The organism is Neptunomonas antarctica (assembly GCF_001305295.1).
GTDB classification, from domain to species: Bacteria; Pseudomonadota; Gammaproteobacteria; order Pseudomonadales; family Balneatricaceae; genus Neptunomonas; species Neptunomonas antarctica.
In genome coordinates this window covers 122,095-147,236 of record NZ_LJSI01000027.1, presented here as the reverse complement: position 1 = coordinate 147,236, position 25,142 = coordinate 122,095, and the positions used below count along the sequence as shown (strand labels likewise).

Genomic DNA, 25,142 nt, shown 5'->3' with positions numbered 1-25,142 from the left:
CGAGAAACCGAATCTGCTTACTGAGATTTTCTAACACGTATATACCACTCAGATAACAGGCGAACCTGTTTTTCTGTATAGCCACGTTCGGTCATTCGTTTGACGAACTCACCATGTTTGTTCTGATCATCAGATGAGGCTTTAGCATTGAAAGAAATGACGGGTAGAAGGTCTTCTGTGTTCGAGAACATTTTTTTCTCTATAACAGATCGCATCTTCTCGTAACTCCCCCAGGATGGATTGTTGCCATCGTTACTCGCACGGGCGCGTAATACAAAATTGACAATCTCATGACGGAAATCTTTCGGATTACTGATGCCCGCTGGTTTTTCAATTTTTTCCAGCTCCTCACTAATAGCCTGACGATTCAGAACATCACCTGTTTCAGGATCCCGGTATTCCTGATCCTGAATCCAGAAATCGGCGTAGGTAACATAACGGTCAAAGATATTCTGACCATACTCTGAGTAAGATTCCAGATAGGCGGTCTGAATTTCTTTGCCGAGTAATTCTATATATTTAGGCGCAATATATTCTTTGATAAAGCCGATATATTTATCCTGCACCTCGGGAGCGAATTGTTGCTGCTCAATTTCTCGTTCCAATACATACATCAGATGCACAGGGTTGGCCGCAATTTCGGAAGAGTCAAAATTGAATACTTTGGAAAGAATTTTGAATGCAAAACGGGTAGAAAGCCCTTTCATGCCTTCGTCCACACCCGCCTGATCTTTATACTCCTGCATCGATTTTGCTTTAGGGTCGGTGTCTTTCAGGTTTTCACCGTTATAGACGCGCATTTTTGAATAGAGGTTTGAGTTTTCCGGATCTTTCAATCTTGAAAGAATCGAAAATTGGGCCAGCATGTTTAAGGTGTCGGGTGCACAGGGAGCTTTGTTTAACGAACTGTTTTCCAGAAGCTTTTCGTAAATTTTTATCTCTTCAGAGATACGTGTGCAATAAGGCACTTTTACAATATAGACACGGTCAATGAAGGCTTCGTTGGTTTTGTTATTCTTGAATGTCTGCCACTCAGACTCGTTAGAGTGGGCCAGTATAATACCGTCATAAGGGATCGCTCCCATACCTTCGGTACTGTTGTAGTTACCTTCCTGGGTCGCGGTTAAGAGTGGATGGAGTACCTTAATCGGCGCTTTAAACATCTCAACAAACTCCATAACTCCCTGGTTCGCATGACATAAAGCACCTGAGAAGCTGTAGGCATCGGGGTCATGTTGCGGGAACTCTTCGAGTTTTCGGATATCCACCTTACCGACAAGACAGGAGATGTCCTGATTGTTTTCATCGCCGGGTTCAGTTTTAGCAATAGCAATCTGATTCAAGATTGAAGGGTAAAGCTTCACTACTTTAAATTGGGATATATCGCCACCAAACTCATGTAAGCGTTTAACGGCCCAGGGAGACATAATGCCTTTTACGTAGCGTCGCGGAATATTGTATTCTTGCTCAAGGATCTCGGCGTCTTCTGCAGGATTGAATAAGCCTAAAGGTGACTCATATACGGGCGAACCTTTAATGGCATAGAAGGGGATTTTTTCCATTAAATGTTTCAGTCGTTCGGCTAACGATGATTTACCACCACCTACCGGGCCTAGCAAATACAGGATCTGTTTGCGTTCCTCCAGCCCCTGAGCGGCATGGCGGAAATAAGACACCACATTTTCTATCGCATCTTCAGTCCCATAAAACTCGTGGAACGCCGGATAGCGTTTGATGACTTTATTAGAGAAGATACGGCTCAGAGAAGGATCTCTAGATGTATCAATGAGTTCGGGTTCACCTACGGCTTTCAGCATGCGTTCTGCTGCGCTAGCATAAGCCATCGAATCCGTTTTGCAGAGTTCAAGATACTCGTTCAGAGTCATCTCTTCCTGCATTGTTGATGTATAACGCGTTTTGTATTTTTCAAAGATACCCATCGCATTCACCCCTTTGTGTGCTGGCGAGCTGATTAAGGCACTATATCGGGACTGTGATGTTCAATGACGCTGTCAATGAAGTTCAGTGCCTATAAATTCAGTGTAGCCTAATCTTTACATTTGTATTTGCTAATTTTTAGACCTTTTTCGTCAGTGCTTGGTTTCATTTAATGTTAGTTATCTTCCAGTGTGGCGATAACAACTTTAAGAAAGCGCGCCGCTTCACCTCCGGTAGCCACTCTGTGATCAAAGGTCAGAGAAATGGGAAGTATTCTTCCTATAACGATCGTTCCTGTTTGCACCACTGCTTCATCACGTATAACGCCAGCACCAATGATGCCAATCTGTGGTGGTACGACAATCGGAGTTGCATATCGCCCTGCCATGGTTCCGAAGTTAGTTAGTGTGATGGTGGCACCTTGCAGTTCTTTTGCCGGAATAGTCCGGGCGGCCACATCGGTGCGTAGTTTATTGAGCCCTTCGCGCAGCGCCGATTCAGAACGCCCGGCAATATCTCTTAAGACAGGAACAAACAAGCCTTTATCGGTATCGACCGCGACTCCCAGATCAATATGTTGGTGTTGGCGGATTGTCAGTTGTTGGCCATCGAACCAGCTATTCATAATGGGTTCTTGCTTACACGCGGCGGCAATGGCAAGAATCAGTTGCATCGTGATATCGGTTTTTGCGACCCAGTGGCTGATATTAGCGTCGTCAAATATTGACACGGCAGCGACGTCGGCATGTGCCTGGCTCATATTCTTTGCCATATGTTTACGCACGCCTTTGAGCCGCTCTGGTGCACCAAATTGTTGATTGAGCCGGGCCGCTTGTTCGATATCGCTGACGCTAACGCCTCCCTGATGTCCTGTTGCTTTGATGGTATCAATATCGATATCAAGACGCTTTGCCAGTGCTCTTACCGCGGGCGTGGCGCGTTGTTGTCTATGGGCGAGGGAACTGGGTGATGCGCCAATAATAAAGTTGTCTTCCTGGCTGGTGTTATCGGCTCGTGCCAGCGTTCCGACAACTGTTCCGCTATCGTCCTCATCATCTGTTATAAATTCGACCAGTGGCTCGCCGGTATGTACCGTGTCGCCTTCTGCTCCAAACAGATGTGCAATCACACCTGTTTGGGGGGAGGGTACCTCAATGACTGCTTTTGCTGTTTCAACTGAAACCAGTAATTGATCCTCTTTAACAAGGTCGCCTTCTTTTATATGCCACTCCAGAATATCCGCTTCAGGAAGGCCTTCGCCGAGGTCGGGTAATTTGAAATATTTCATATCATTCGAACTCCAGAGTACGTTTAACCGCGTCGATAATATGATCCGTTTGAGGCATGTATTGATCTTCTAAGCGAAAATAGGGCATGACAGTATCGTAACCCCCCACACGTGCCACCGGTGCGCGTAAATCGAGTAGAGCTTCGCTTGCCAGTAAACTGGCAATTTCTGATCCCACAGATCCGTTCAAGGGTGCCTCATGAATAATGACGCAGTGTCCCGTTTTGCCGACAGACGCCAGAATCGTTTCCCGGTCCAGTGGGCTGATCGTGGCTACATCAATGACTTCACAATGGATGCCTTCTTCTGCGAGTTGATCGGCGGCCTCGAGTGTTTCTTTTATCATTGCACCCCAGCTGATCAGGCTAATGTCGTTGCCCTCGCGCAGAGTGAAGCAAGTGTCCAGCGGCAAAGCCTGAGCATTGTCTTCAACCCGTTGATTTTGACTACGATAGATTCGTTTCGGTTCCAGAAATATCACAGGATCAGGGTTCCGGATAGCAGCAAGCAGCAAGCCATAAGCACGTTGTGGAGATGAGGGGATAACGACACGAAGTCCGGGTATGTGGGCGAACAGTGCCTCCGTACTTTCTGAGTGATGCTCTGGCGCATGGATACCACCGCCGTATGGCGCACGAATAACTAACGGGCAGCTTAAGCGCCCACGGGTTCGGTTACGCAAGCGTGCCGCATGACAAACAATGTGCTCCATGGACGGAAAGATAAATCCCATAAACTGGATTTCAGCGATAGGTTTTAACCCCTGTGCGGCCATGCCGACGGCTAAGCCGGCGATCATATTTTCAGCCAAGGGTGTATCGATAACGCGCTTCACACCAAATTTTTCTTTGAGGCCCACAGTTGCACGAAAAACACCCCCGTTGGTCGCGACATCTTCACCGAGCAAGATCACGTCATCATCGTCTAGCATCGCTCGGTGAAGCGCCAGATTGATCGCTTCTACCATGCTGATAGCGGGGCTGTCTCCTGAGTTATCGCCGGAGCTGATCCCTGAGTTAATAGTGGCTTGATTACTCATGATGCGGCCTCCCTGTCGTTACCTGAGCTGTTACTGTTACATGAGCTTTCACCTGAGTCGCGTGAGACGGCTATATCACGTTGCTTAACAAGATGCTCAGGAAGATCCGCAAATAGGTAGTCAAACATGGCGCTGACGGGTTGAGGCGGTGTGTCGAGGTACTGTTCAACTGACGCTTGTATAAGTGTTGCGGTTTGATGTTGCCACTCAGTTTCATTGTGCTCCTGCCACCATCCCTGAGCATGCAGATAATTACGCAGACGTTTAATCGGTTCTTTTTCCCATGCCGTTTTTAATGCATCCGGATGGCGATAACGCGTCGCATCATCGGCCGTTGTGTGATCAGACAGGCGATAACTCACAGCTTCAATCAGTGTCGGACCCTTGCCTTCGCGGGCGCGTTGCAGCGCTGACGCAACGCTCTGATGCAAGGCAATAACATCATTCCCATCAACCTGTTCGCCACGAATGCCGGCCCCCAGTGCTTTCTGAGCCAGTGTCAGGGCAATGCTTTGTAATGATCGTGGGACGGAGATAGCCCATTGATTATTATTGATGATAAAGACAACGGGCAATTGCCAGACTCCGGCAACATTGAGCGCTTCAAGAAAATCTCCTTTTGAGGTGGCGCCGTCGCCCAGCATACAAACCGTTGCACGCTGCTGGGCGCGGATTTTTATTGCGGAAGCGACACCACACGCGTGTAGGCATTGAGTAGCGATGGGTACGCAGTTAGGGAAATCCTCTCTCTGTGCAGGAGAACTGTTACCTCTTTCATCACCGCCCCAGTAAAGTAAAATATCAGATAACTCCATTCCTCTGATCATCTGCATCGCATGATTGCGGTAATAGGGAACCAATACATCGGCTTCCGACATAAGCGATGCGGTGACGACATCAATCGCCTCGCACCCGGCAGAAGATGCATAGGTCCCTAATTGACCGGTACGCTGTAAAGCGATGGCTTTAGTGTCGAACTGACGGGCTATAACCATTTGCTGATAGTAGTTGATCAGAGTCTCCTTCGTCAGAGCCCATTCAGGTAGTGGCTGTATTACCTGACTGTGTTCATTAAGAAACTGATAAAAGGGTATCTGGCCTTCATAGATAATATTCATACGATGGACCTCTGATGCGTTTTTGATAGTGATGCAGCATTGGCAAGAATGGCTTCAGCTTGTTGATTGGCTAATATAAAAGGAGGAATACCGCTCGCCTGTGATTCAGTGAAAAGTCTAGTGAGAGTATGGCCAATGTTTAAAACCTGATGATAAATAGTCTGCTGATCTTCGTTGGCGTGCGCTAATGCGACAAAAATCAGCCCACCGCTATTGATGACGTAATCAGGCAGATAGAGAATGCCTTTTTGGGCCAGCGCATAACCATCTTGTGGCTCAAGCAGTTGGTTGTTTGCTGAACCCGCAATAATCTGTGCTTTGATCAGTGGAATAGTTTTGTGGTTAAGAATAGCACCCAAGCCGCAGGGGCAAAAAATATCGACATCAGCCGCGTAAATATCCTCTGTGGAGACTGCTTTGGCATTGAACTCCTCAATAGCTATTCTCATTCGTTGGGTGTTAATGTCTGTAACGGTAAGATGTGCTCCTTCCATTGAAAGGTGTGACGCGACAGCCATGCCCACATGGCCTAACCCCTGAATGGAAACGCGAATTCCTTCAAGATTATCTTTGCCAAACAGATGCCTGACGGCTGCTTTTATGCCTTCAATTACACCCAGTGAGGTGAAAGCTGAGGGATCACCATCGGCCGATGTGCATGATACCCAGCGGGATGACTCTGCAATAACATCCATATCTGTTGTCAGAGTACCGCTATCCATGGCGGTAATATAACGACCATTTAACTGCTCAACAAAGCAGCCGAATGAGCGCATGAGTGCTGTTCGGTCAAAAGGTTTATTCGGTTTTATAATAACGGACTTTCCACCACCATGAGGCAGGCCGGCGAGTGCTGCTTTGTAGCTCATCCCTTTTGCCAGTCTGAGAGCGTCCTGAATAGCATCATTAGTGGTTGGATACTCAATAAAACGGCAACCACCAATAGCAGGGCCAAGTGCTGTTGAGTGAATGGCGATAATGGCGTGCAGGCCAGTGATGGGGTCCTGGTGAAGAGATAGATCTGAAACGCCGTTGTATTCCATCTGGGTAAACATAACGGATCCTCCGTTCCTGCTAACTGTACAAATCAGAATGTGTAACAGGCTTACTTTTAACAATCGTTATATTCTGGATAGCACACATCACTCAAACATTCCGCCAGTTTTTTAAATTTAAGTGCTGCACCTCATTTTTCTTTTGCACTGCAAAAAAGACCATAAGATGAACGCTCATGTGTCATCACTCGGCTATAATCAGATCATTGTTATCGTTTTATTGTGCATTGAAGCATATGGAATTATTTTAAATAAGCGCCTTACTTTCAATGCTTGGTCTATTTAAAATATAAGTTTTAAAAATGAACTTTGAAAATGAGTTCCAATATAAGAAATATGAATGACTTCCGGATTAGTTTTTAAACAGCGTTCCCGTCTTCTCGCCGCTGCCGCAACGCGTGAAGAAATTGCTGCCCGCTGGCTAATACAGGCGTTGCCCTGTTTCGGTATTGCTCAGCTGGAGGGTAATAGAACGGCTGCTATTCAAAAGCAGTTTGAAACAGAGGTCAATGGATGTCTGGTGTACTGGGGTTCAGCCGAAACATTCAGCTCTTATGCCGAACTGCTTGCCGATGCTCTCTTATTACCAGCCACTGAGCAGGCTTTTCTGCAGCACAGACTACGGCGATGGGCTGAATCTGATGGTGTGTTGTGGATTGTAGTTGATGGCAATTCACTCTCAAATGAATTGCTGGTGGATTTAGTACGTTACCGCCCTGTATCTAAAGACGGGCAGTATGCGATTCGGATTTTACTGAAGATTTCAGACAATAAACTAAAAGACAAATCACTAAAACCTCTTTCTGATGCCATTCATGAACGTGTTGGGGGAGCTGACCAAGTTACTAAGCCGTTCGACTTACGCCGATTTTGTTTTTACTCTGTATTAATATTGCCGACTGTATTTGCAGGTACTGCTGGTTATATGTCAGCAACCTCAGAACCCATATTCACGCCCACTGTAGACTTAACATCAAAAGAGAATGGCAGTGCGATGGTGTCTCAGAATGAAGTATGGCCGCAAAGTGACCTGGCTGATATCCAAAGTGGGCTTCAACAAAAATCGACTGGCTTACAGGATGGCGTAAAAGTTGGTTCAGATATCAGTGAAAAAACGTTAATAATGGCGTTGATCAAACAATGGTCAGAGGCCAGGCAAGCACAGGACGTTGATGTCTATCTGAGTTTTTATGATCGTAATTACTCTGCTTACAAACATATGTCGCCAGATGAGTGGCGTTTATGGCGGAGGGCACGTTTACCTGTACCCGAATGGATTCGTATTGAAATCGGACCTGTATCAGTACAAAGTGACAAGAACGGTTACTGGCATGCTAAGTTCTGGCAGTTGTATCGTTCACCTGGTTATCAGGATGATACGCTGAAAGAATTAATACTTAGTAATGTGGGTGGTGTGTGGAAGATAATGGACGAGATCAATGAGACCGTTCGTCCATTATCCGTTCAGTGACTCAATCGATAATGACCCGTTATCAAAGAGAGTGCTCTTCTTTAATACGCCATTCATTATTAACACGCTGTAAAATCAGCTGCTTTTTTGAAACACTGTTAAGGATGTTTGATTGAAGTGCCTGATCAAATCTCACTTGCGCTGTTTCGGTATTGATATTACTGGTTTTGATGTTCGTCAGTTTTACTTTGATAAACGACGGTTTAGTTAAATCTTGGTGACGTTGTGCTTGCCACGCTTTGTTTGACTGGCTATTCAAAGGCTGGTATCCGGAAATGTAAGCATTCAGATAGCCTTCCACATTTTGTGCAGACCAATTTGAGGCCCAGTTATTAACGTGGTTAACGGCTTCATTGATCAGTTGGCTGGCCTCTGTTGTGGCCAGTGATGCTGCCTGATAATTCAATTGCGGAGCGTTATTATTTGCTGTGCGACGAAGCATTACTAGCTGATTATCGCTTTTCTTTTCGTTCAAATTGAGTGTGCGGCTATAAGCTTGAGCTGCTACGGTTGCATATAACTCACGTAAATTCTGATGGACCTGCGCATAAGTCGGATGGGTACTAAAGGCTTTTAATAGTGTTTCAATTGCAAGACCATAATTACCCTGTTCAGCATAAAGAACGGCAAGGTTGTTATACACTTCAGGCGATGATGGGTGGCGGACAATCGCATTTTTGAGTAGCGCTTCAGCTTCATCAAATTGCCCCATGGTATTCAGAACTAAGCTTTTTGTAAGTATGCCTTCAAGGCTGTCCGGATGAGTAGATTGAAAGCTATTAACCGCAGACATGGCCGCGCGATGCTTACCCTGTTCGGACATCGCTTCGATACGCATCAGTTCGGGGTCTGTGGAAGAAGGGTTTCTTACCGCAATGCCCTGTGATGCTGCGACAGAGGGGCGAGCGGGTATGCTGGTACGTTCATCAGGCGCCATCTGTTCTTGTTGAAGCCAGGTTTTTATTTCTGCTAGCTTACCCTGCATCCATACTTCATCAGTGGACGATAATGCCTTAGCATCAATTATTTTACGATCAGGGGACTGCTTCTCCTGAACACAGGTGTATTCAGTCGAGAGTCCACCATTGCTGCAGAACTCAGCATTACTTGATTCAGGACTGTTTATACTACAACCGGTGGTGATAGTTGCAGCAAAAAAAAGGGCAATAAAAGTGCGTTTTAAATCCATAAATTACTATCATATTCCGCTGAGGTGATCGCTAACCTTACTTACCATAGCGTTAGAATTGAATTATCTCTTTAAATCTTATTCTTAAAATAATTATAGTCTGATTATTACGGCAATGTGTAGCGTCAAAAGGTTAGAGCGTTGTACTGTAAATTGTTGTCAATAGGCTCAGGTAACGCATAAAAAAGCCACCCGAAGGTGGCTTAATAGCATGCGAATCAGGTTTGCTCTCTGGCAATAGCCCGATAAGCAATATCTGTTCTGAAATAGGCGTCTTTCCAGCTGACGGTTTCAAGAAGTTGATACGCGCGTTGCTGAGCTTCGGTAACGGTATTGCCTAGTGCAGTGATGCACAAAACACGTCCGCCAGCCGTCACTACTTTGCCATTATCCTCTTGTGTGCCTGCATGAAAGATTTTAGTGCCTTCTGGAGTAGATTCCGGAAGGGTAATCACATCACCTTTGTTGTAGTCGCCAGGGTAACCGCCTGCCGCCATAACAACACCAACAGCAGAGCGAGAATCCCATTCAGCCGTGGTAGAGTCGAGTTTCTTAGCAAGAGCCGCCTGGCATAGTTCAACAATACTGGTTTTCAGACGCAGCAAAATCGGTTGAGTTTCAGGGTCTCCGAAACGGCAATTGTATTCGATTACTTTAGGTGTGCTATCGGCCATGATCATCAGGCCCGCATAAAGAAAACCGGTGTATTCATTGCCTTCCGCTTTCATACCGTTGACTGTCGGCATGATAACTTCGTCCATAATACGCTGATGAATCGCAGGTGTAACAACGGGGGCTGGCGAGTATGCGCCCATGCCACCCGTGTTAGGTCCGGTATCGCCGTTGCCGACACGTTTATGGTCCTGGCTGGTGGCCATGCTAAGCACATTGTCGCCATCGACCATCACAATGAAAGAGGCTTCTTCACCATCCAGAAACTCTTCAATGACAACCCGGCTGCCCGCATCACCAAAGACGTTATCAGCTAACATATCTTTGATCGCAGTTTCTGCTTCTTCAAGTGTCATCGCGACAATGACGCCTTTGCCGGCGGCTAGTCCGTCAGCTTTGATAACAATAGGCGCACCTTTTTCGCGAACGTAAGCGAGAGCAGCTTCAATTTCAGTGAAATTCTGATACCAGCCAGTCGGTATTTGATGTCGGGCCAGAAAGTCTTTAGTAAAGGCTTTGGAACCTTCGAGTTGAGCGGCACCCGCAGTAGGGCCGAAAATTGGCAGCCCTGCATCGCGGAAGCGATCAACAACGCCGGCAACCAGTGGCGCTTCAGGACCGACAATAGTTAGATCAATCGCGTTGTTTTTAGCAAAATCAATCAGGCCGTCGATATCCATAACATCGATCGCCACATTGCTCATTTTATCTTCCAGCGCGGTGGCGGCATTACCGGGTGCAATAAAAATTTCAGTAATACGGCTATCTTTGGCGGCAGACCAGGCTAATGCATGCTCACGACCACCAGAACCAATAATCAACACTTTCATCTTGAATCTACTCTTCTTTACATGTGCAGCCCTAAGGCTGCACCGCACTTAATGATTAATGACGGAAATGACGCATGCCGGTGAAGACCATGGCCATGCCGTGTTCATTCGCAGCATCAATGACTTCCTGATCACGCATTGAACCGCCAGGCTGGATAACCGCTTTAATCCCGGCAGCAGCAGCAGCGTCGATGCCATCTCTGAATGGGAAAAAGGCGTCAGAAGCCATCACTGATCCTTTCACTTCAAGGCCTTCGTCAGCTGCTTTAATACTGGCAATTTTTGCACTGTAAACACGGCTCATCTGGCCGGCGCCAATACCGATAGTCTGTCCGTTTTTCGCATAGACAATCGCATTAGATTTAACGAATTTTGCTACTTCCCAGCAGAAAAGCAGATCACGGATCTCTTGTTCAGAAGGAGTAACCTTGGTCACGATTTTCAATTCGGAGGCGTTAACCATACCGCGGTCGCGATCCTGTACCAACAATCCACCATTGACGCGTTTGAAGTCGAAAGCTTTAGCGCGTTCCGTGCTCCATTCGCCACATTCAAGCAAACGCACATTAGGCTTGCTGGCAATGATATCCGAGGCTGCTTGCGTAACTTTAGGTGCGATGATGACTTCAACAAACTGACGATCAACGATAGCCTGAGCCGTTTTAGCATCCAGTTCACGGTTGAAAGCGATAATCCCGCCGAAGGATGATGTCGGGTCCGTCTGAAAAGCCAGGTTATAGGCAGACAGCAGATCGTTACCAATCGCTACACCGCATGGGTTCGCATGTTTAACGATGACGCAGGCAGGTTCGCGAAAAGGTTTTACACATTCCAATGCGGCGTCCGTATCGGCCACATTGTTGAAAGAGAGTGACTTGCCTTGTAGCTGACGTGCAGTCGATACAGACGCTTCAACGGCATTGCTTTCAACATAAAAAGCAGCACGCTGATGAGGATTTTCTCCATAGCGCATGTCCTGAGCTTTAATAAACTGCGTGTTAAAAGTACGTGGGAAATCGGCAGCATCATCAATGTCATTGCTTTCAACAATGGCACCCAGGTAGTTGGCGATCATGCCATCATACGCGGCAGTATGCTCAAATGCCTGAACGGCCAGATCAAACCGTGTTGGCTGAGATAGACCCTGATTTTCAATCAGCTCTTTCAATACGATGTCATAGCTGGCGGCATTAACAACGATAGCAACATCATTATGGTTTTTTGCAGCGGAGCGAACCATGGTGGGTCCACCGATATCGATATTTTCGATAGCTAACGATAAGTCACAATCTGGGCGTGCGATAGTCTGCTGGAATGGATAAAGATTCACCACAACCATATCTATCGGGTTGATACCGTGCTCGCTCATGATGGCATCATCTTTGCCACGACGGCCTAAAATACCCCCGTGAACTTTTGGATGCAGCGTTTTTACACGTCCGTCCATCATTTCCGGAAAACCGGTGTAATCGGATACTTCAACCGCTGGAATCTGATTGTCGCGAAGTAGCTTGTACGTGCCGCCCGTTGAAAGGATTTCTGTACCCTGCGCTTGTAGCGCGCGAGCGAACTCAACGATGCCTGTTTTATCCGAAACACTAATCAGTGCTCGACGAATAGGGGTGTAGGTTTGCTCAGCCATGGTTTTTTGTCACTATCGTTGGAAATGAAAATAATTACAGTAAGCCGTATTGTTTCAGCTTCTTGCGTAGTGTGCCGCGGTTAAGACCCAATAACTCTGACGCTTTGGTCTGATTGTCTTTGGTATATGCCATAACTGTTTCGAATAATGGAGCTTCGATTTCAGCCAATACCATTTCATAAACATCGGTGACGGGTTGTCCATCCAACTGTTTGAAATAATGACCCAGTGATGTTTGTACGCTGTCTCTCAATGTCTGATGTTTAATATCATCATGAGTGGTATGCGTTCTGGTAAAAGCTGTTGTTGCGTTTTCTTTAATATCCACAGTACTTATATACCCATTGACCTGAATCAGGCAGCAGCAAATGATAATCGAGATCGTTGAAAATACTGCTCGATAGCGGCTACCTGTTCGACAGCTGATTCCAGTTGATTGAAGTGAGCGCGAAAAGATACGCTTTTTGACTGATGATGCAAGTACCAGCCAACATGTTTACGCGCAATCCTGACACCCAGATATTCACCATAAAATTGATGTAAAGCGGCCACATGCGAGAGAAGTGTTAGTTGTACTTCTTTCTCTGCAGGCTTCTCTAATCGCTCGTTATAGCGTAGATAATGATCGATCTCCTTGAAAATCCACGGGTTGCCTTGAGCAGTGCGACCAATCATCACGGCATCTGCGCCGGTATAATCGAGGACCTCTTTAGCTTTTTCCGGGGTTGAAATATCTCCATTAGCAAACAGAGGGATTTCAATAAGTTTCCTTACTTTGGCGATCGTGTCGTATTCTGCTTCACCTTTATATCCGCATGTTCGGGTTCTGCCATGTATCGCCAACGCCTTTATGCCCGAGTCTTCGGCCATTCGAGCAATAGTCTCGGCATTTTTCTGATCAATCGACCAGCCGGTACGAATTTTCAGCGTCACCGGAACGTCTACAGCAGCAACCACGGATTGCAGAATACTCAGTACCAGTGGCTCGTCTTTTAATAAAGCAGAACCTGCTGCTTTATTGCAGACTTTTTTTGCCGGACATCCCATATTGATATCGATGATCTGAGCGCCGTTAACGACGTTCATACGGGCCGCTTCAGCCATCATTTGTGGATCTCCGCCGGCAATCTGAACAGAACGAGGTTCCTCCTCTCCCTTATGATTTAGGCGAAAAGACGATTTCCGGCTGTTCCATAAGCGAGTGTCCGACGTCACCATTTCTGATACTACCAGGCCTGCGCCCAAACGCCGACATAACTGCCTGAAGGGCTGATCGGTTACTCCCGCCATAGGTGCAAGTATTACTTTGCTGTCGATTATGTAAGGACCAATTTGGAACATGATAGTCCTTAATCGTCAGAAAAATAGTTAGCCACTCTCCAAAAAGGACAGTGAAATGGTATTCAAGGGAAGGACGTTATAATACTCCTTAGCGCTTGTGGCTCCAAGACGTTTTGATGATTTTTTGATCATTTTGGATTTTTTGGGGGATAGTCTTAGCGAGGTAGTAGATTTAGTTGGTAGCTAACGGCTCTGTTACCGGGGTTCATCATATCCAATTGTATCTGGATGGATTGTTTGCTGGGCATAAGCTGTTGGTGAAATAGGCTTTTGTTAATGTAGTCATCGGCACGTAATGTACGTTGTGCTGTTATGCGTCCTTTTAAATCACTGAAAATTAGTTGTAATGCGGGAAATGGCTGGGCAAAGTCTGCTTCGTTTTCCAGTAGAATTGAAATTCTGATAGCGTCTGCAAGTTCGTCGTGCGGTTGAATGAAAAACTTTTTAGTGTGAATCAAATCGGGTGCTATTTTGCTAGGCAGAACTTTATGATTGAGCGCATACAGAACTTGATAAACAGGCCGGAAAAAATCTATTTGCAGCCATTGAGTTCTCTGAAACCAAAGTGTTTGCGCTGCGAGTAATGCCAGAAGTAGGATCGTACTTGTATAGCTAGCATAGCGAGCGACTGATGAACCCGATGTATTTGCCGGTTTTCGCCTTGCGATACGCTCTTCAGGTACTGTCCATGGAGTTTTATCGGCCAGTGTGGGTTGTTGTTTCTGAGGCTTCTTTTGGAGCTGCTTCTGAGGCTTGTCGGATTCGCGTGTAAGCGGCATCGTAGCTATGCGGGCGGGGGGTGGCGGAGACTCTTCGAATGTGCTTTTTTGTTCGTCTGTTTTTTTGATGGAAGATGTCACGGATTCCGCCGCATTAAAAACATGCAGACAAGTGCCACACCGGACTAATCCGGCGGCTACTTTAAGCTGCCCGGTGGTGACATTAAATAATGTATGGCATTCCGGGCAGCGGGTGTTTATTGGTTTTTCATTCACCGCTTCTTGCCAGTAACCCTTATCCATTCTTCCCGTTCGGTTACCGGATCAAGATCAAACCATTCGCTGTAAGTTGCTCGTATCTCTTCAGCTTGTTGGCGTAATAAGCCCGAAAGAGCCAATAAGCCTCCTGAACGTACACGTTTAGCGAGCGTGGGGGCTAGCGCAATAAGAGGGCCTGCTAAAATATTGGCGACTAATACATCAACTTCCGCTTCAGGAGCTTTTTCTGGGAAGTAGACATCCATCAGGCTGTTAGCCAGTTGGTTACGTTGAAGATTGTCGCGTGTTGCCTGCAGTGCTTGTGGATCAATATCTACCGAAGTGACGTGGCTCGCACCCAGTAATAGTGCTGCAATGCCTAAAATTCCAGAACCACAGCCGTAGTCGGTTACGGTTTTGTTATTAAGATCCTGACCATCCAGCCATTCTAAACAAAGCGCGGTAGTAGGGTGTGTGCCAGTGCCGAATGCCAAACCAGGGTCAAGCATTAGATTGACAGCATCAGGATCGGGCACGTCTCTCCAGCTTGGGCAGATCCACAGACGATTACCAAACTGCATAGGATGGTAATTTTTCATCCATTCGCGCTCCCAGTCTTTGTCTTCCAGAATTTCTGCTTTGTAAGGTGGGAAAGGCGTATTGTCAAAAATTTGTTGGTGCGCTTGGCGGATAAACTGTTCTGTTTGCTGTAAGTCATGCTCGGCAGCAAATAGTCCGGTGATAGTAGTATGTTGCCATAGCGGCGTGGTGCCCAAGTCCGGCTCAAAAATAGGTTGGTCCGCAGTGTCTTCATAGGTGACAGCGGCGCATCCTGCAGCCAGAAGAATATCTTCGAATTGATCAGATAATTCGGGTTTGATTTCCATTTTGAGTTGTAACCAGGGCATAGTCTTTTTTATCCTAATCGATCATTTGGTGTCAGTATTGCGCAAAGAGGTCTTTCTGAAAACAAAAAAGCCCGCATTGCGGGCTTTTTAGCAAAAATAGACAATTACAGGCCTAGTTTCTTTTCAAGATAATGAATGTTAACGCCACCTTCCATGAAATGAGCGTCACGTACAATCTCTTGATGCAGCGCAATATTGGTACGAATACCTTCAACCAGCAGCTCATCTAACGCATTTTTCATACGAATCAGTGCCGTTTCTCTGTCTTCACCGTAAGTGATCAGTTTAGCAATCAAAGAATCGTAATGTGGTGGCACAGTGTAACCGTCATAAAGGTGTGAATCGACACGAACGCCATTCCCGCCAGGTGCGTGAAAATGAATCACCTTGCCTGGGCTTGGCAAGAATGTTTTTGCGTCTTCTGCGTTAATGCGGCACTCAAACGCATGACCGCGAGCGACAATATCTTCCTGTTTGTAAGATAGAGGCAAGCCTGCTGCAATGCGTAGCTGTTCTTTTACAATATCTACACCGGTAATCATTTCTGTGACAGGGTGTTCTACCTGTACACGGGTGTTCATTTCGATAAAGTAAAAACCGCCATTTTCATAGAGAAACTCGAAAGTGCCTGCGCCGCGATAGCCGATTTTAATGCAGGCATCAACACAAGATTGTAATACGCGACGGCGAGCTTCCGGGTCAATCTGTGGTGCAGGCGCTTCTTCTACAACCTTCTGGTGACGGCGTTGCATCGAGCAATCGCGGTCATAAAGGTGAATTGCATTGCCCTGACCATCAGCCAGAATCTGGATCTCAACATGGCGTGGGTTTTCCAGATACTTTTCCATGTACACAGTCGCATCACCAAAGGCGGCAGCCGCTTCTGATTGCGTAACGTGAATTGAGCTAAGCAATGATGCTTCAGAATGTACCACTCGCATACCACGACCACCGCCACCGGAAGCTGCTTTTATAATAACAGGGTAGCCAATACGTTGAGCGATAGCATGAATCTTATCAGGGTCTGTCGGTAGTTCACCATCTGAGCCGGGTACGGTGGGTACGCCTGCTTTTTTCATGGCAGCAATGGCGGAAACCTTATCACCCATCAAGCGGATTACATCGCCAGTAGGGCCGATAAACACGAAGCCAGATTGCTCAACCTGATCAGCAAACGCGGCATTCTCTGCTAAGAATCCATAGCCCGGATGAATCGCGGTGGCGTCGGTGACTTCTGCTGCACTAATAATGGCAGGAATATTCAGATAGCTCAGAGCTGAAGAGGCCGGGCCTATGCAGACAGCCTGGTCAGCCAGACGTACATGCATCAGGTCGCGATCAGCTTGAGAGTGAATAGCGACGGTTTTTATGCCTAGTTCTTTACAGGCTCTCAGAATGCGCAGAGCGATTTCGCCACGGTTGGCAATAACAACTTTTTCCAGCATCTGGTTAAGTTCCTTTAGCGGTGTGCGGGCAATTAAACAATAGTAACCAATGGCTGGTCATACTCAACAGGTTGGCCGTCTTCGATCAAAATAGCTTCGATCACGCCGGATTTGTCTGCTTCGATCTGGTTCATCATTTTCATTGCTTCAATGATGCAGATTACTTCGCCAGCTTTAACATGTTGGCCAATTTCAATAAACGATGGCGTGCTTGGTGAAGCTGAACGATAAAAAGTACCTACCATCGGTGAGCAGACAATATGGCCGCTATGTGTCGCTGCTTCTACAACAGGCACGGCGGCAGTGGCTGCTGCTGGTGCTGGTTGGGCTTGAGGAGGGTACGGATAGCCTTGTGGTGGGTAAGGCATGGCGTATTGTGGTTGCACGCTGGAGCTGGATGAACGGCTGATGCGTACTGACTCTTCACCTTCTTTGATTTCGATTTCGTTAATATCGGATTCTTCCAGAAGTTCAATCAGCTTTTTTACTTTGCGGATGTCCATTCTTATCTCTTTCTCTCAATTTATGTAAAAGCGGGATGAAAAACACGCTTAATATGTTCGGGTTAGGTGTTGTCTGTCAGTTTTATTGCAGAACTCAGTGCATAAGTATAGCCATCAACGCCTAATCCACAAATGACGCCTTTAGCGATATCTGAAAGATAGGAATGATGCCTAAAAGGTTCTCTGGCATGTACATTAGACAGATGGACTTCAATAAAAGGAATATTAACTCCCGATAAAGCATCTCTGATCGCTACACTAGTATGCGTGTAGGCGGCCGGATTAATAATAATGAAATCCACGTTATCTTCACGTGCCTGATGTATTCGATCAATGAGCCCTGACTCGGCATTGCTTTGAAAATAGTCAAGATCATGGCCTGCCAGTAAAGCTGTTTGTCGTAAATTCAGCTCAATCTCCTGTAGCGTTGTTGAACCATAGACTTCAGGTTCGCGGGTACCCAGCAGATTAAGGTTGGGACCGTTCAGGAGTAGAAATCTAGACATTCTTAAATGCCTCTTGTGCAATGGATAATACAATGGATTGCGCGATGATAGTCAACATGCAGAATATATTGCATGAAAGGTGTTGGGCTGTCCAGAAAATGGTGATTTATTTGCAGTATTGCCGCTGTTAGGCGACGTTCGTTGCTATTTTATTTGTATGCGCCTTGTAAAAGGTATCTGTTAAGGCGGGATTAGCCTGATCCGCTAGCCGTCTGTTGGGCTAGAGACCGGTCGTAGATCAGCGTTAAGCCCGACAGGCTGCCGGGTGCTGGCTTAGCCTGTGTGTTTTGTTCATAATAGTGCTTAAATGAGTGATAGTGCGGTGCAGCACAGAAACTTCATGATTTCTGATTATATGAGAGGTTGTTTTGGAAAAGTTACAGCAAATCTGGTTATCCTTCTGGGATACATTGACAGCAAAACTTGGCGGTGGACGTATTATGAAAGGTGTCTTGTCTTTAGGGCTCGTCTACTTGTTAATTACCGGTGTGTTGGGTATCTACTGGAGCTGGGAGCCTGCCCCTTTGGATCTTCAGGCTGCTAATCAACAAAACCCTGCGGATCAGGTGGTTGGTGTGGGCACTACTTCAGCATTGATTGGTATTACTGAGATGTTGCTGGAAAAACCGGGTGGGTATTTGACAAATGATCTTACTCCTCCTGGGGTATGGCTGGATAATATGCCGAGCTGGGAGTTTGGTGTATTGGTGCAGACCCGTGATATGGCCAGAGCCATGCGTAAAGACTTTAGCCGTTCTCAGTCTCAATCGACCGAAGATCCTGATTTGGCGAAGGCTGAGCCGATGCTTAATTTCAATAATAATAGTTGGTTATTTCCATCGACCGAAGGTGAGTATAAAAAAGCCCTTAAAGGTTTGAAAAGCTATTATGTAAGGTTGCAGGATACGCAGCGGCCTGATGCGCAGTTTTTTGCCCGTGCCGATAATCTGAATAATTGGCTAGGGAATGTTAGTACGCGATTGGGTAGTCTTTCTCAACGATTAAGTGCCAGTGTGGGTCAAAAACGTTTGAATACTGACTTGGCGGGCGAAATTTCGGCTGAGCAATCCACAACAAGCCAGCAGGATATGGAAGTAAAAACCTCTTGGTTTGAACTGGATAATGTCTTTTATGAAGCACGTGGTACTGCTTGGGCGCTTATTCAATTATTGAAAGGCGTAGAGCAAGATTTTGGCCCTACCTTAGATAAGAAAAATGCACGAGTTAGCTTATTACAAATCATTCGTGAACTAGAATCAACTCAAGGGGCTATATGGAGTCCTATGATTCTGAATGGTAACGAGTTCGGTTTACTGGCTAATCATTCATTGGTGATGGCGTCCTACATATCACGAGCGAATGCTGCCATTATAGATTTGCGTGACCTGTTGTCCCAAGGATAATAATAAGGAAAAATTGATGATTCGTGTGGTATTTAATCAGAAAGGTGGTGTTGGTAAATCCAGTATTACCTCCAATCTGGCGGCTATTAGTGCGGCGAAAGGGTTGAAAACACTGGTGATTGATCTGGATCCTCAGTGTAATTCTACGCAGTACATTTATGGTCCGGGAAGCGAGAATATTAAGCAGGATATAAAAGCGTTTTTTGAGCAAACATTAACGTTTCAAATGAAGCCTCAGGGTGCCGACGCGTTTATTCATGCCACGCCTTATGAAAATTTATTTCTGCTTCCCGCCAATCCCGATGTTACCGATTTGCAGACTAAACTAGAAACTAAGCACAAGATTTATAAGCTTAAAGAAGCTGTGGAGAAGTTGGTTGATTTCGATGCTATTTACATCGATACACCGCCTGCCTTTAACTTTTTCACACTGTCGGCATTAGTGGCCGCAGAGCGATGCCTGATCCCGTTTGACTGTGATGAGTTTGCTCGCCACGCGTTATATTCATTGTTGGATAATGTTAATGAAACGCGTATGGATCACAACGAATCACTTCAGGTAGAAGGGATTGTTGTGAATCAATATCAGCCAAGAGCGTCACTGCCGAAGAAAATGGTGGAAGCACTGCAAGCCGAGAATTTGCCTGTACTGAATGCTAAAATTTCGTCCTCCGTGAAAATGCGTGAATCGCATAATGAATCTAAACCATTGATTCATTATGCGCCCAAGCACAAGTTAACTCAGGAGTTTGTTGCTCTGTTTAATGAGTTGAATCCTTAGCTTCGGCTTTGAGTTCAGGGATTAGATATCCGCATTCTATGCCAACAAAAAAACGGAGCCGAAGCTCCGTTTTTTTGTTTTTATTATTTGTGCCTTACATACCCTTAACAGCAAAAATTCCGGGGGCATTACGCCAGTAACCGTGGTAATCCATACCGTAACCAAAGATATAGCGATCTTCTACTTCCAAACCCACAAAATCTGCTTTCAAATCTTCGCGCGCTTTACGTTCATGCAGTTTATTGACTAATACTGCAGAATAAACCTGTGTGGCACCATTTTTGTGACAATAATCGATAATTTCCGCCAGCGTGTGGCCTTCGTCCAGAATATCATCAACCACCAGAACCGGGCGGCCGTCAAAATCAATCATAGGCGCCACTTTCCATTCCAGATCATGCCCGGATGTACCGTTACGGTATCGGGTTGCATGCATATAACTGGCTTCTAGCGGGAAGTTTAATTGGGTTAATAGCTTACCGCCAATGACGATACCACCATTCATTACGGTGAAAACTACCGGATTGAGTTCTGCCAACGTGGCTGTGATTGCAACGGCCATGTTCTTGATAGCGGCCTCAACCTCTGCTTCGTTGAACAGAGTATCCGCTTCACTATAAATTTTCTTAATATGCTCGATATCGGTTTTAGGCATGCTATTGATCACTATCGACTGCTCAGAAATAAGTAATGTAGAATAAAAAACGCCATGTATAACCGCAAACCATACTGATCAAAGCAGAAAAGGGCAAGTGGACGCATCAATTCATGACATTGGCGTCAGGTTTCGTTACTCTTTCGACCTAAGGATAATGAATATATTAAGGTGCCGAGAAATGCGCCGCATAGTGAGAATTAAATATGAGCGTTCAAGAGATCAAACACCCGTTAGTGCGTCATAAATTAGGTTTAATGCGTGCAGCGTCGGTCAGTACCCGAAGCTTTCGACAATTAGCGGCAGAAGTGGGCGCTCTCCTGACATACGAGGCAACTAAAGACCTCGAGCTGGAAGATTATGAAATTGAAGGCTGGTGTGGTCCGATTCAGGCCGAGCGTATAAAAGGAAAGAAATTCACCGTCGTACCGATTCTGCGTGCGGGTATTGGCATGTTAGATGGCGTACTGGATCTGGTGCCGAGCGCTAAAATAAGTGTTGTTGGTTTGTATCGTGACGAAGAGACGCTGGAGCCAGTCCCTTATTTTGAAAAGCTGGCTCATGATATTGAAGAGCGTATGGCCTTAATCGTAGATCCTATGTTGGCTACGGGCGGTTCAATGAACGCTACAATAGATATGCTTAAAAAAGCCGGTTGTAGCAGTATTCGTGCTTTGGTTTTGGTGGCCGCGCCCGAGGGTATTGCAAAGGTGCAGGCGGCGCATCCGGATGTCGATATCTATACCGCCTCGATTGACAGCCACTTGAATGAAAAAGGTTACATTATTCCGGGATTGGGTGATGCCGGGGATAAAATTTTCGGCACCAAATAACGCTATATTTTAAGCATCCAGGAAAGAATTGAGAACATAATGTATTCAAAAGAACCTATGTGGAAGAGTGCTTTAGCCGGCTCACAAATGTTGTTTGTTGCCTTCGGTGCATTGGTATTGATGCCGCTGTTAACTGGAATGAACCCAAGCGTTGCGCTGTTCACAGCCGGTTTGGGTACCTTATTATTTCAGTTTGTTACGAAGCGCAGTATTCCGATTTTTCTAGCGTCGTCTTTCGCTTTTATCGCGCCTATTCTCTATAGCGTGCAAACTTGGGGCATGTCCGACACGTTGGGTGGCTTGCTTGCCGCGGGTGTGGTTTATATGCTTCTCGGTGTGCTGGTCAAATTGAAAGGCGTGGGCTTTCTGCATCGGCTCATGCCTCCGGTGGTGACTGGCCCGGTTATTATGGTGATTGGTTTGGGGTTGGCGCCGGTCGCGGTGAATATGGCGATGGGTAAAACCGGCGATGGTTCTATTGTGCTGTTTCCTTATCAGGATGCCATGATTGTCTCCATGAGTGCTTTATTAACTACCTTACTGGTTGCCTCTTTAGCAAAAGGGATTTTCCGTTTGATTCCTATTTTGTTTGGCGTGTTGGTAGGTTACGGCATCGCTGCATTTATGGGCATGGTTAATCTTGAAGCCGTGACGGCTGCACCCTTGCTGGCCGTGCCTGACTTCGTGCTCCCTACCTTAAACTGGGCCGCTATCCTGTTTATGATTCCGGTGTCGATTGCTCCGGCGATTGAGCATGTAGGTGATGTGTTAGCGATAGGTAATGTAACAGGCAAGAATTACGTTAAAAATCCTGGTTTGCATCGCACCTTGTTTGGTGATGGTCTGGCAACATCGGCCGCTGCACTGCTTGGCGGGCCACCTAATACAACGTACTCAGAAGTGACCGGCGCGGTCATGCTGACTAAAACATTTAACCCTGTGGTGATGACCTGGGCGGCTGTGATCGCCATCCTAATGGCACTGGTCGCAAAATTTGGTGCTGTCTTGCAAACCATACCTGCACCGGTGATGGGAGGTATTTTGATTCTGCTGTTCGGCTCGATTGCCGCCGTAGGTTTGAATACGCTGATCAAAGCGCGTGTAGATCTGGCGCAGCAGCGTAATTTGGTGATTGTGGCGACGGTACTGGTATTTGGTATTGGCGGTATGGCGATTGGTGGTGATGCTTTCAGCCTGCAGGGCATAAGTTTAGCGGGTGTAGTGGCTATCGTACTGAACCTGATCTTGCCAAAAGAACAGCCAGAAAGCGATGATCTGCACGAAGAGCAAGCGGTTGTTGATGACTTAATTGACCATGCTCGTTAAGCATTATTAGTACTTATAAAAAACCCTGCTTCGGCAGGGTTTTTTCGTTTACAGAAGCACTCATTTATTGAGGTTTTAGCCCGTAAAAATATTGATTAATGTTGAGCTTAAAAGCATTGCAGAGAACCCACGCTAAGCCTATGCTGCCGAAGGATACAGCGTTCTTTTTATGCGCTGAAAAGTATCTGTTTCAGTCCATGAAATGAGCAATGCTCTGTTAACTGAACATCATATTAATTCGGGCGCCACATTAAGTAGGGCATCACAGTAATGAAATCGGAACCTAACCCTAAATCTAAACATATTACCGCTAAGTTCGGGACTTTTCTGGGTCTGGCTTCTGGCGATGTGCCTGTTTACTCGTCAGATTATCCGTCCGCAGATGATAACGAATTGCCTAATCGGCATGCTTACCGTAGTTATGTGGATGATATTTTTATGGGGTATAAGTGGCAGTGTGTAGAATTAGCACGGCGCTGGTTATATCTGAATAAAGGCTACATATTTGATGATGTGGCGATGGCCTACGATATCTTCGGGCTAACCTCAGTAAGGGTAATCGAAGACAACAGCCGTTTGCCGTTGAAATCGTTTCGCAATGGCTCATTGCGCCATCCCGAACCCGGTGCATTGCTGATCTGGAGCGAAGGCGGCGAGTTTGAAGTGACCGGACACGTGGCGGTAATAACCGAAGTGTACCCTGACCGGTTACGTCTGATCGAGCAGAATGTAACGCATTCTGTCTGGCCGGAAGGTCAGCAGTTTTCCCGCGAAATACCCGCCAGAGTTACAGCCGATGGTAGCTATTGGCTACGTTGCTCTTATGGCGATGCCACTATTTTGGGCTGGGTCATACAAACCGATGATGACACATACGCAGAACTGATTGAGCCGCCAGCGCCAGAGCTGTTTGATCTGCAGTTACGCCAGGTCCCGGATAAAGGACAAACCACACGCGCCTGGTTGAATATCGCGAATCCAGATGAAGACGCCTATGTAGAGATGATGGGTGCGCATAAATTGGGCAGCCGCGCAGAAGATCAGCATCGTTATTTTGTACATTCAGAAACGGCGGAACGCGAGCTGAAACGTGCCACTAATGAGCTGCACGCCTTGTTTATGCATGCGACCGATTATGTATTGCAAGATGAGACGCTGCTGGAAAAATTTAATATACCGCCAGCCCTGTGGCCGAAAATTCATCAGTCATGGGACAACCGCCGCAACCAGATGATTACCGGACGTTTCGATTTCAGCATGTCGGCGCGCGGCATCAAAGTCTACGAATATAACTGTGATTCGGCTTCCTGCTATATGGAGGCCGGGCTGGTGCAAGAGAAGTGGGCAGAGCATTTTGGCTGTAATGAAGGGGAGAGCTCAGGTGCGGAGTTACTCGATCATCTGATTGAAGCCTGGAAAGCCAGCGAGGTGGGCTCTGGTGGACAAAGCAGCGCCGATACTAAAAGCGTGTTGCACATCATGCAAGATGGCGATCTGGAAGAAACCTATCATGCGCTCTATATGCAAAAAGCGATTGAGCGTGCGGGCATTACCTGCAAAGTGATTCATGGCGTCAGTGGGCTGGCGTGGGATGATAATGGCGATGTGGTTGATGCTGACGGTGATCAGATCCGCTGGGTGTGGAAAACCTGGGCGTGGGAAACCGCATTGGATCAGATTCGTGCCGAATGTGAGGATGATACAGAACGCTTGCGCACCTACCAAACAGATCAGATACGCAGTGCAGCACCGCGGCTGGTGGATGTGTTATTGCGTAAAGAGGTGATGGTGTATGAGCCTCTATGGACCTTAATACCGAGTAATAAGGCCATTCTGCCGGTGCTCTGGTCGCTTTTCCCTAATCATCCTTATTTACTGAATTCCAGTTTTGATTTAACCGATGAACTCCAGGCCAGCGGTTACGTCACCAAACCCATCGCGGGACGCTGTGGATTCAATATCAGCCTTTACGATGGCGATGCGGGTTTAGTGGAAGAAACGCAGGGGCGCTTTGCTGCACAGGATCAGATTTATCAGGAATTGTGGAAGCTGCCAGAAATCGCAGGCTATAACGCGCAGATGTGTACATTCTCAGTGGCAGGGCATTTTGCAGGGAGCTGTTTGCGGGTTGATCCTACGCTGGTCATTACCAAAGACAGTGACCTGATTGCACTCAGGACAGTAGAGGACGAGCGGATGAAGCTGTAGCGTCAAAATATGCA

General features: G+C 46.5%; 22 protein-coding genes. 6 read left to right on the top strand and 16 right to left on the bottom strand.

Going from position 1 to position 25,142, the window contains the following annotated elements:
* Positions 1 to 17: 17 nt before the first annotated feature.
* The 5 genes from Nant_RS06435 to Nant_RS06415 form a co-directional block, all read right to left on the bottom strand.
* Positions 18 to 1,940: a PrkA family serine protein kinase gene (locus tag Nant_RS06435; RefSeq protein WP_054340813.1), complete on the bottom strand. Its 1,923-nt coding sequence runs from the start codon at positions 1,938 to 1,940 to the stop codon at positions 18 to 20.
* Between the two features lie 173 nt (positions 1,941 to 2,113).
* Complete coding sequence (locus Nant_RS06430) at positions 2,114 to 3,226, bottom strand: dihydrolipoamide acetyltransferase family protein (RefSeq protein WP_054340812.1); 1,113 nt, start codon at positions 3,224 to 3,226, stop codon at positions 2,114 to 2,116.
* A 1-nt stretch (position 3,227) separates the two neighbouring features.
* Complete coding sequence (locus Nant_RS06425) at positions 3,228 to 4,193, bottom strand: alpha-ketoacid dehydrogenase subunit beta (protein WP_054340857.1); 966 nt, start codon at positions 4,191 to 4,193, stop codon at positions 3,228 to 3,230.
* A gap of 68 nt (positions 4,194 to 4,261) precedes the next feature.
* Positions 4,262 to 5,383: a pyruvate dehydrogenase (acetyl-transferring) E1 component subunit alpha gene (pdhA, locus tag Nant_RS06420; RefSeq protein ID WP_054340811.1), complete on the bottom strand. Its 1,122-nt coding sequence runs from the start codon at positions 5,381 to 5,383 to the stop codon at positions 4,262 to 4,264.
* On the bottom strand, positions 5,380 to 6,438 hold the full coding sequence (locus Nant_RS06415) for a Leu/Phe/Val dehydrogenase (RefSeq protein WP_054340810.1): 1,059 nt from the start codon (positions 6,436 to 6,438) through the stop codon (positions 5,380 to 5,382). The genes pdhA and Nant_RS06415 overlap by 4 nt, the downstream gene beginning before the upstream one ends.
* A 340-nt stretch (positions 6,439 to 6,778) precedes the next feature.
* Between Nant_RS06415 and Nant_RS06410 the strand changes: the two genes are divergently transcribed.
* The gene (locus Nant_RS06410; RefSeq protein ID WP_054340809.1) at positions 6,779 to 7,909 is read left to right on the top strand and encodes a L,D-transpeptidase Cds6 family protein; all 1,131 of its coding nucleotides are present in this window, start codon (positions 6,779 to 6,781) and stop codon (positions 7,907 to 7,909) included.
* Between the two features lie 22 nt (positions 7,910 to 7,931).
* Here the strand turns inward: Nant_RS06410 and Nant_RS06405 are convergent, their stop codons facing one another.
* From Nant_RS06405 to aroQ, 10 genes are all read right to left on the bottom strand, one after another.
* Positions 7,932 to 9,098, bottom strand: coding sequence for a L,D-transpeptidase Cds6 family protein (locus Nant_RS06405; protein ID WP_054340808.1), 1,167 nt, complete (start codon positions 9,096 to 9,098; stop codon positions 7,932 to 7,934).
* A gap of 218 nt (positions 9,099 to 9,316) precedes the next feature.
* Entirely contained in the window at positions 9,317 to 10,600 is a 1,284-nt protein-coding gene (gene purD / locus Nant_RS06400) for a phosphoribosylamine--glycine ligase (RefSeq protein ID WP_054340807.1), read from the bottom strand.
* Between the two features lie 55 nt (positions 10,601 to 10,655).
* Positions 10,656 to 12,242, bottom strand: coding sequence for a bifunctional phosphoribosylaminoimidazolecarboxamide formyltransferase/IMP cyclohydrolase (gene purH / locus Nant_RS06395; protein WP_054340806.1), 1,587 nt, complete (start codon positions 12,240 to 12,242; stop codon positions 10,656 to 10,658).
* A gap of 34 nt (positions 12,243 to 12,276) precedes the next feature.
* Complete coding sequence (gene fis / locus Nant_RS06390; RefSeq protein ID WP_054340856.1) at positions 12,277 to 12,564, bottom strand: DNA-binding transcriptional regulator Fis; 288 nt, start codon at positions 12,562 to 12,564, stop codon at positions 12,277 to 12,279.
* A 32-nt stretch (positions 12,565 to 12,596) separates the two neighbouring features.
* Positions 12,597 to 13,583: a tRNA dihydrouridine synthase DusB gene (gene dusB / locus Nant_RS06385; RefSeq protein ID WP_054340805.1), complete on the bottom strand. Its 987-nt coding sequence runs from the start codon at positions 13,581 to 13,583 to the stop codon at positions 12,597 to 12,599.
* A 155-nt stretch (positions 13,584 to 13,738) separates the two neighbouring features.
* A complete protein-coding gene (locus Nant_RS06380) occupies positions 13,739 to 14,605 on the bottom strand; it encodes a DUF3426 domain-containing protein (protein ID WP_054340804.1) in 867 nt (288 codons plus the stop codon).
* On the bottom strand, positions 14,575 to 15,468 hold the full coding sequence (gene prmA, locus Nant_RS06375; protein WP_054340803.1) for a 50S ribosomal protein L11 methyltransferase: 894 nt from the start codon (positions 15,466 to 15,468) through the stop codon (positions 14,575 to 14,577). The genes Nant_RS06380 and prmA overlap by 31 nt, the downstream gene beginning before the upstream one ends.
* Positions 15,469 to 15,572: 104 nt before the next feature.
* Positions 15,573 to 16,913, bottom strand: coding sequence for an acetyl-CoA carboxylase biotin carboxylase subunit (accC, locus tag Nant_RS06370; RefSeq protein ID WP_054340802.1), 1,341 nt, complete (start codon positions 16,911 to 16,913; stop codon positions 15,573 to 15,575).
* 32 nt (positions 16,914 to 16,945) lie between these two features.
* Positions 16,946 to 17,416 (bottom strand): acetyl-CoA carboxylase biotin carboxyl carrier protein, encoded by a 471-nt coding sequence (gene accB, locus Nant_RS06365; protein WP_054340801.1) that lies wholly within the window; start codon positions 17,414 to 17,416, stop codon positions 16,946 to 16,948.
* Between the two features lie 62 nt (positions 17,417 to 17,478).
* On the bottom strand, positions 17,479 to 17,922 hold the full coding sequence (gene aroQ, locus Nant_RS06360; RefSeq protein ID WP_054340800.1) for a type II 3-dehydroquinate dehydratase: 444 nt from the start codon (positions 17,920 to 17,922) through the stop codon (positions 17,479 to 17,481).
* A gap of 368 nt (positions 17,923 to 18,290) precedes the next feature.
* Here aroQ and Nant_RS06355 point away from each other — a divergent pair, with 368 nt between their 5' ends.
* Together Nant_RS06355 and Nant_RS06350 are read left to right on the top strand one after the other, a co-directional pair.
* The gene (locus Nant_RS06355) at positions 18,291 to 19,325 is read left to right on the top strand and encodes a DUF2333 family protein (RefSeq protein ID WP_054340799.1); all 1,035 of its coding nucleotides are present in this window, start codon (positions 18,291 to 18,293) and stop codon (positions 19,323 to 19,325) included.
* Positions 19,326 to 19,341: 16 nt separating this feature from the next.
* Positions 19,342 to 20,106, top strand: coding sequence for a ParA family protein (locus Nant_RS06350; RefSeq protein WP_054340798.1), 765 nt, complete (start codon positions 19,342 to 19,344; stop codon positions 20,104 to 20,106).
* Positions 20,107 to 20,200: 94 nt separating this feature from the next.
* Here Nant_RS06350 and Nant_RS06345 read toward each other — a convergent pair whose 3' ends face one another.
* A complete protein-coding gene (locus tag Nant_RS06345; RefSeq protein WP_054340797.1) occupies positions 20,201 to 20,761 on the bottom strand; it encodes a hypoxanthine-guanine phosphoribosyltransferase in 561 nt (186 codons plus the stop codon).
* Between the two features lie 206 nt (positions 20,762 to 20,967).
* On the opposite strand from Nant_RS06345, the gene upp reads away from it, so the two are divergent.
* From upp to gss, 3 genes are all read left to right on the top strand, one after another.
* Entirely contained in the window at positions 20,968 to 21,594 is a 627-nt protein-coding gene (gene upp / locus Nant_RS06340) for a uracil phosphoribosyltransferase (RefSeq protein ID WP_054340796.1), read from the top strand.
* A 39-nt stretch (positions 21,595 to 21,633) separates the two neighbouring features.
* Positions 21,634 to 22,920 carry a uracil-xanthine permease family protein gene (locus Nant_RS06335; protein ID WP_054340795.1) on the top strand — a complete coding sequence of 429 codons (1,287 nt, stop codon included), beginning with the start codon at positions 21,634 to 21,636 and terminating at the stop codon, positions 22,918 to 22,920.
* 270 nt (positions 22,921 to 23,190) lie between these two features.
* Positions 23,191 to 25,128, top strand: coding sequence for a bifunctional glutathionylspermidine amidase/synthase (gene gss / locus Nant_RS06330; RefSeq protein WP_054340794.1), 1,938 nt, complete (start codon positions 23,191 to 23,193; stop codon positions 25,126 to 25,128).
* Positions 25,129 to 25,142: the final 14 nt, after the last annotated feature.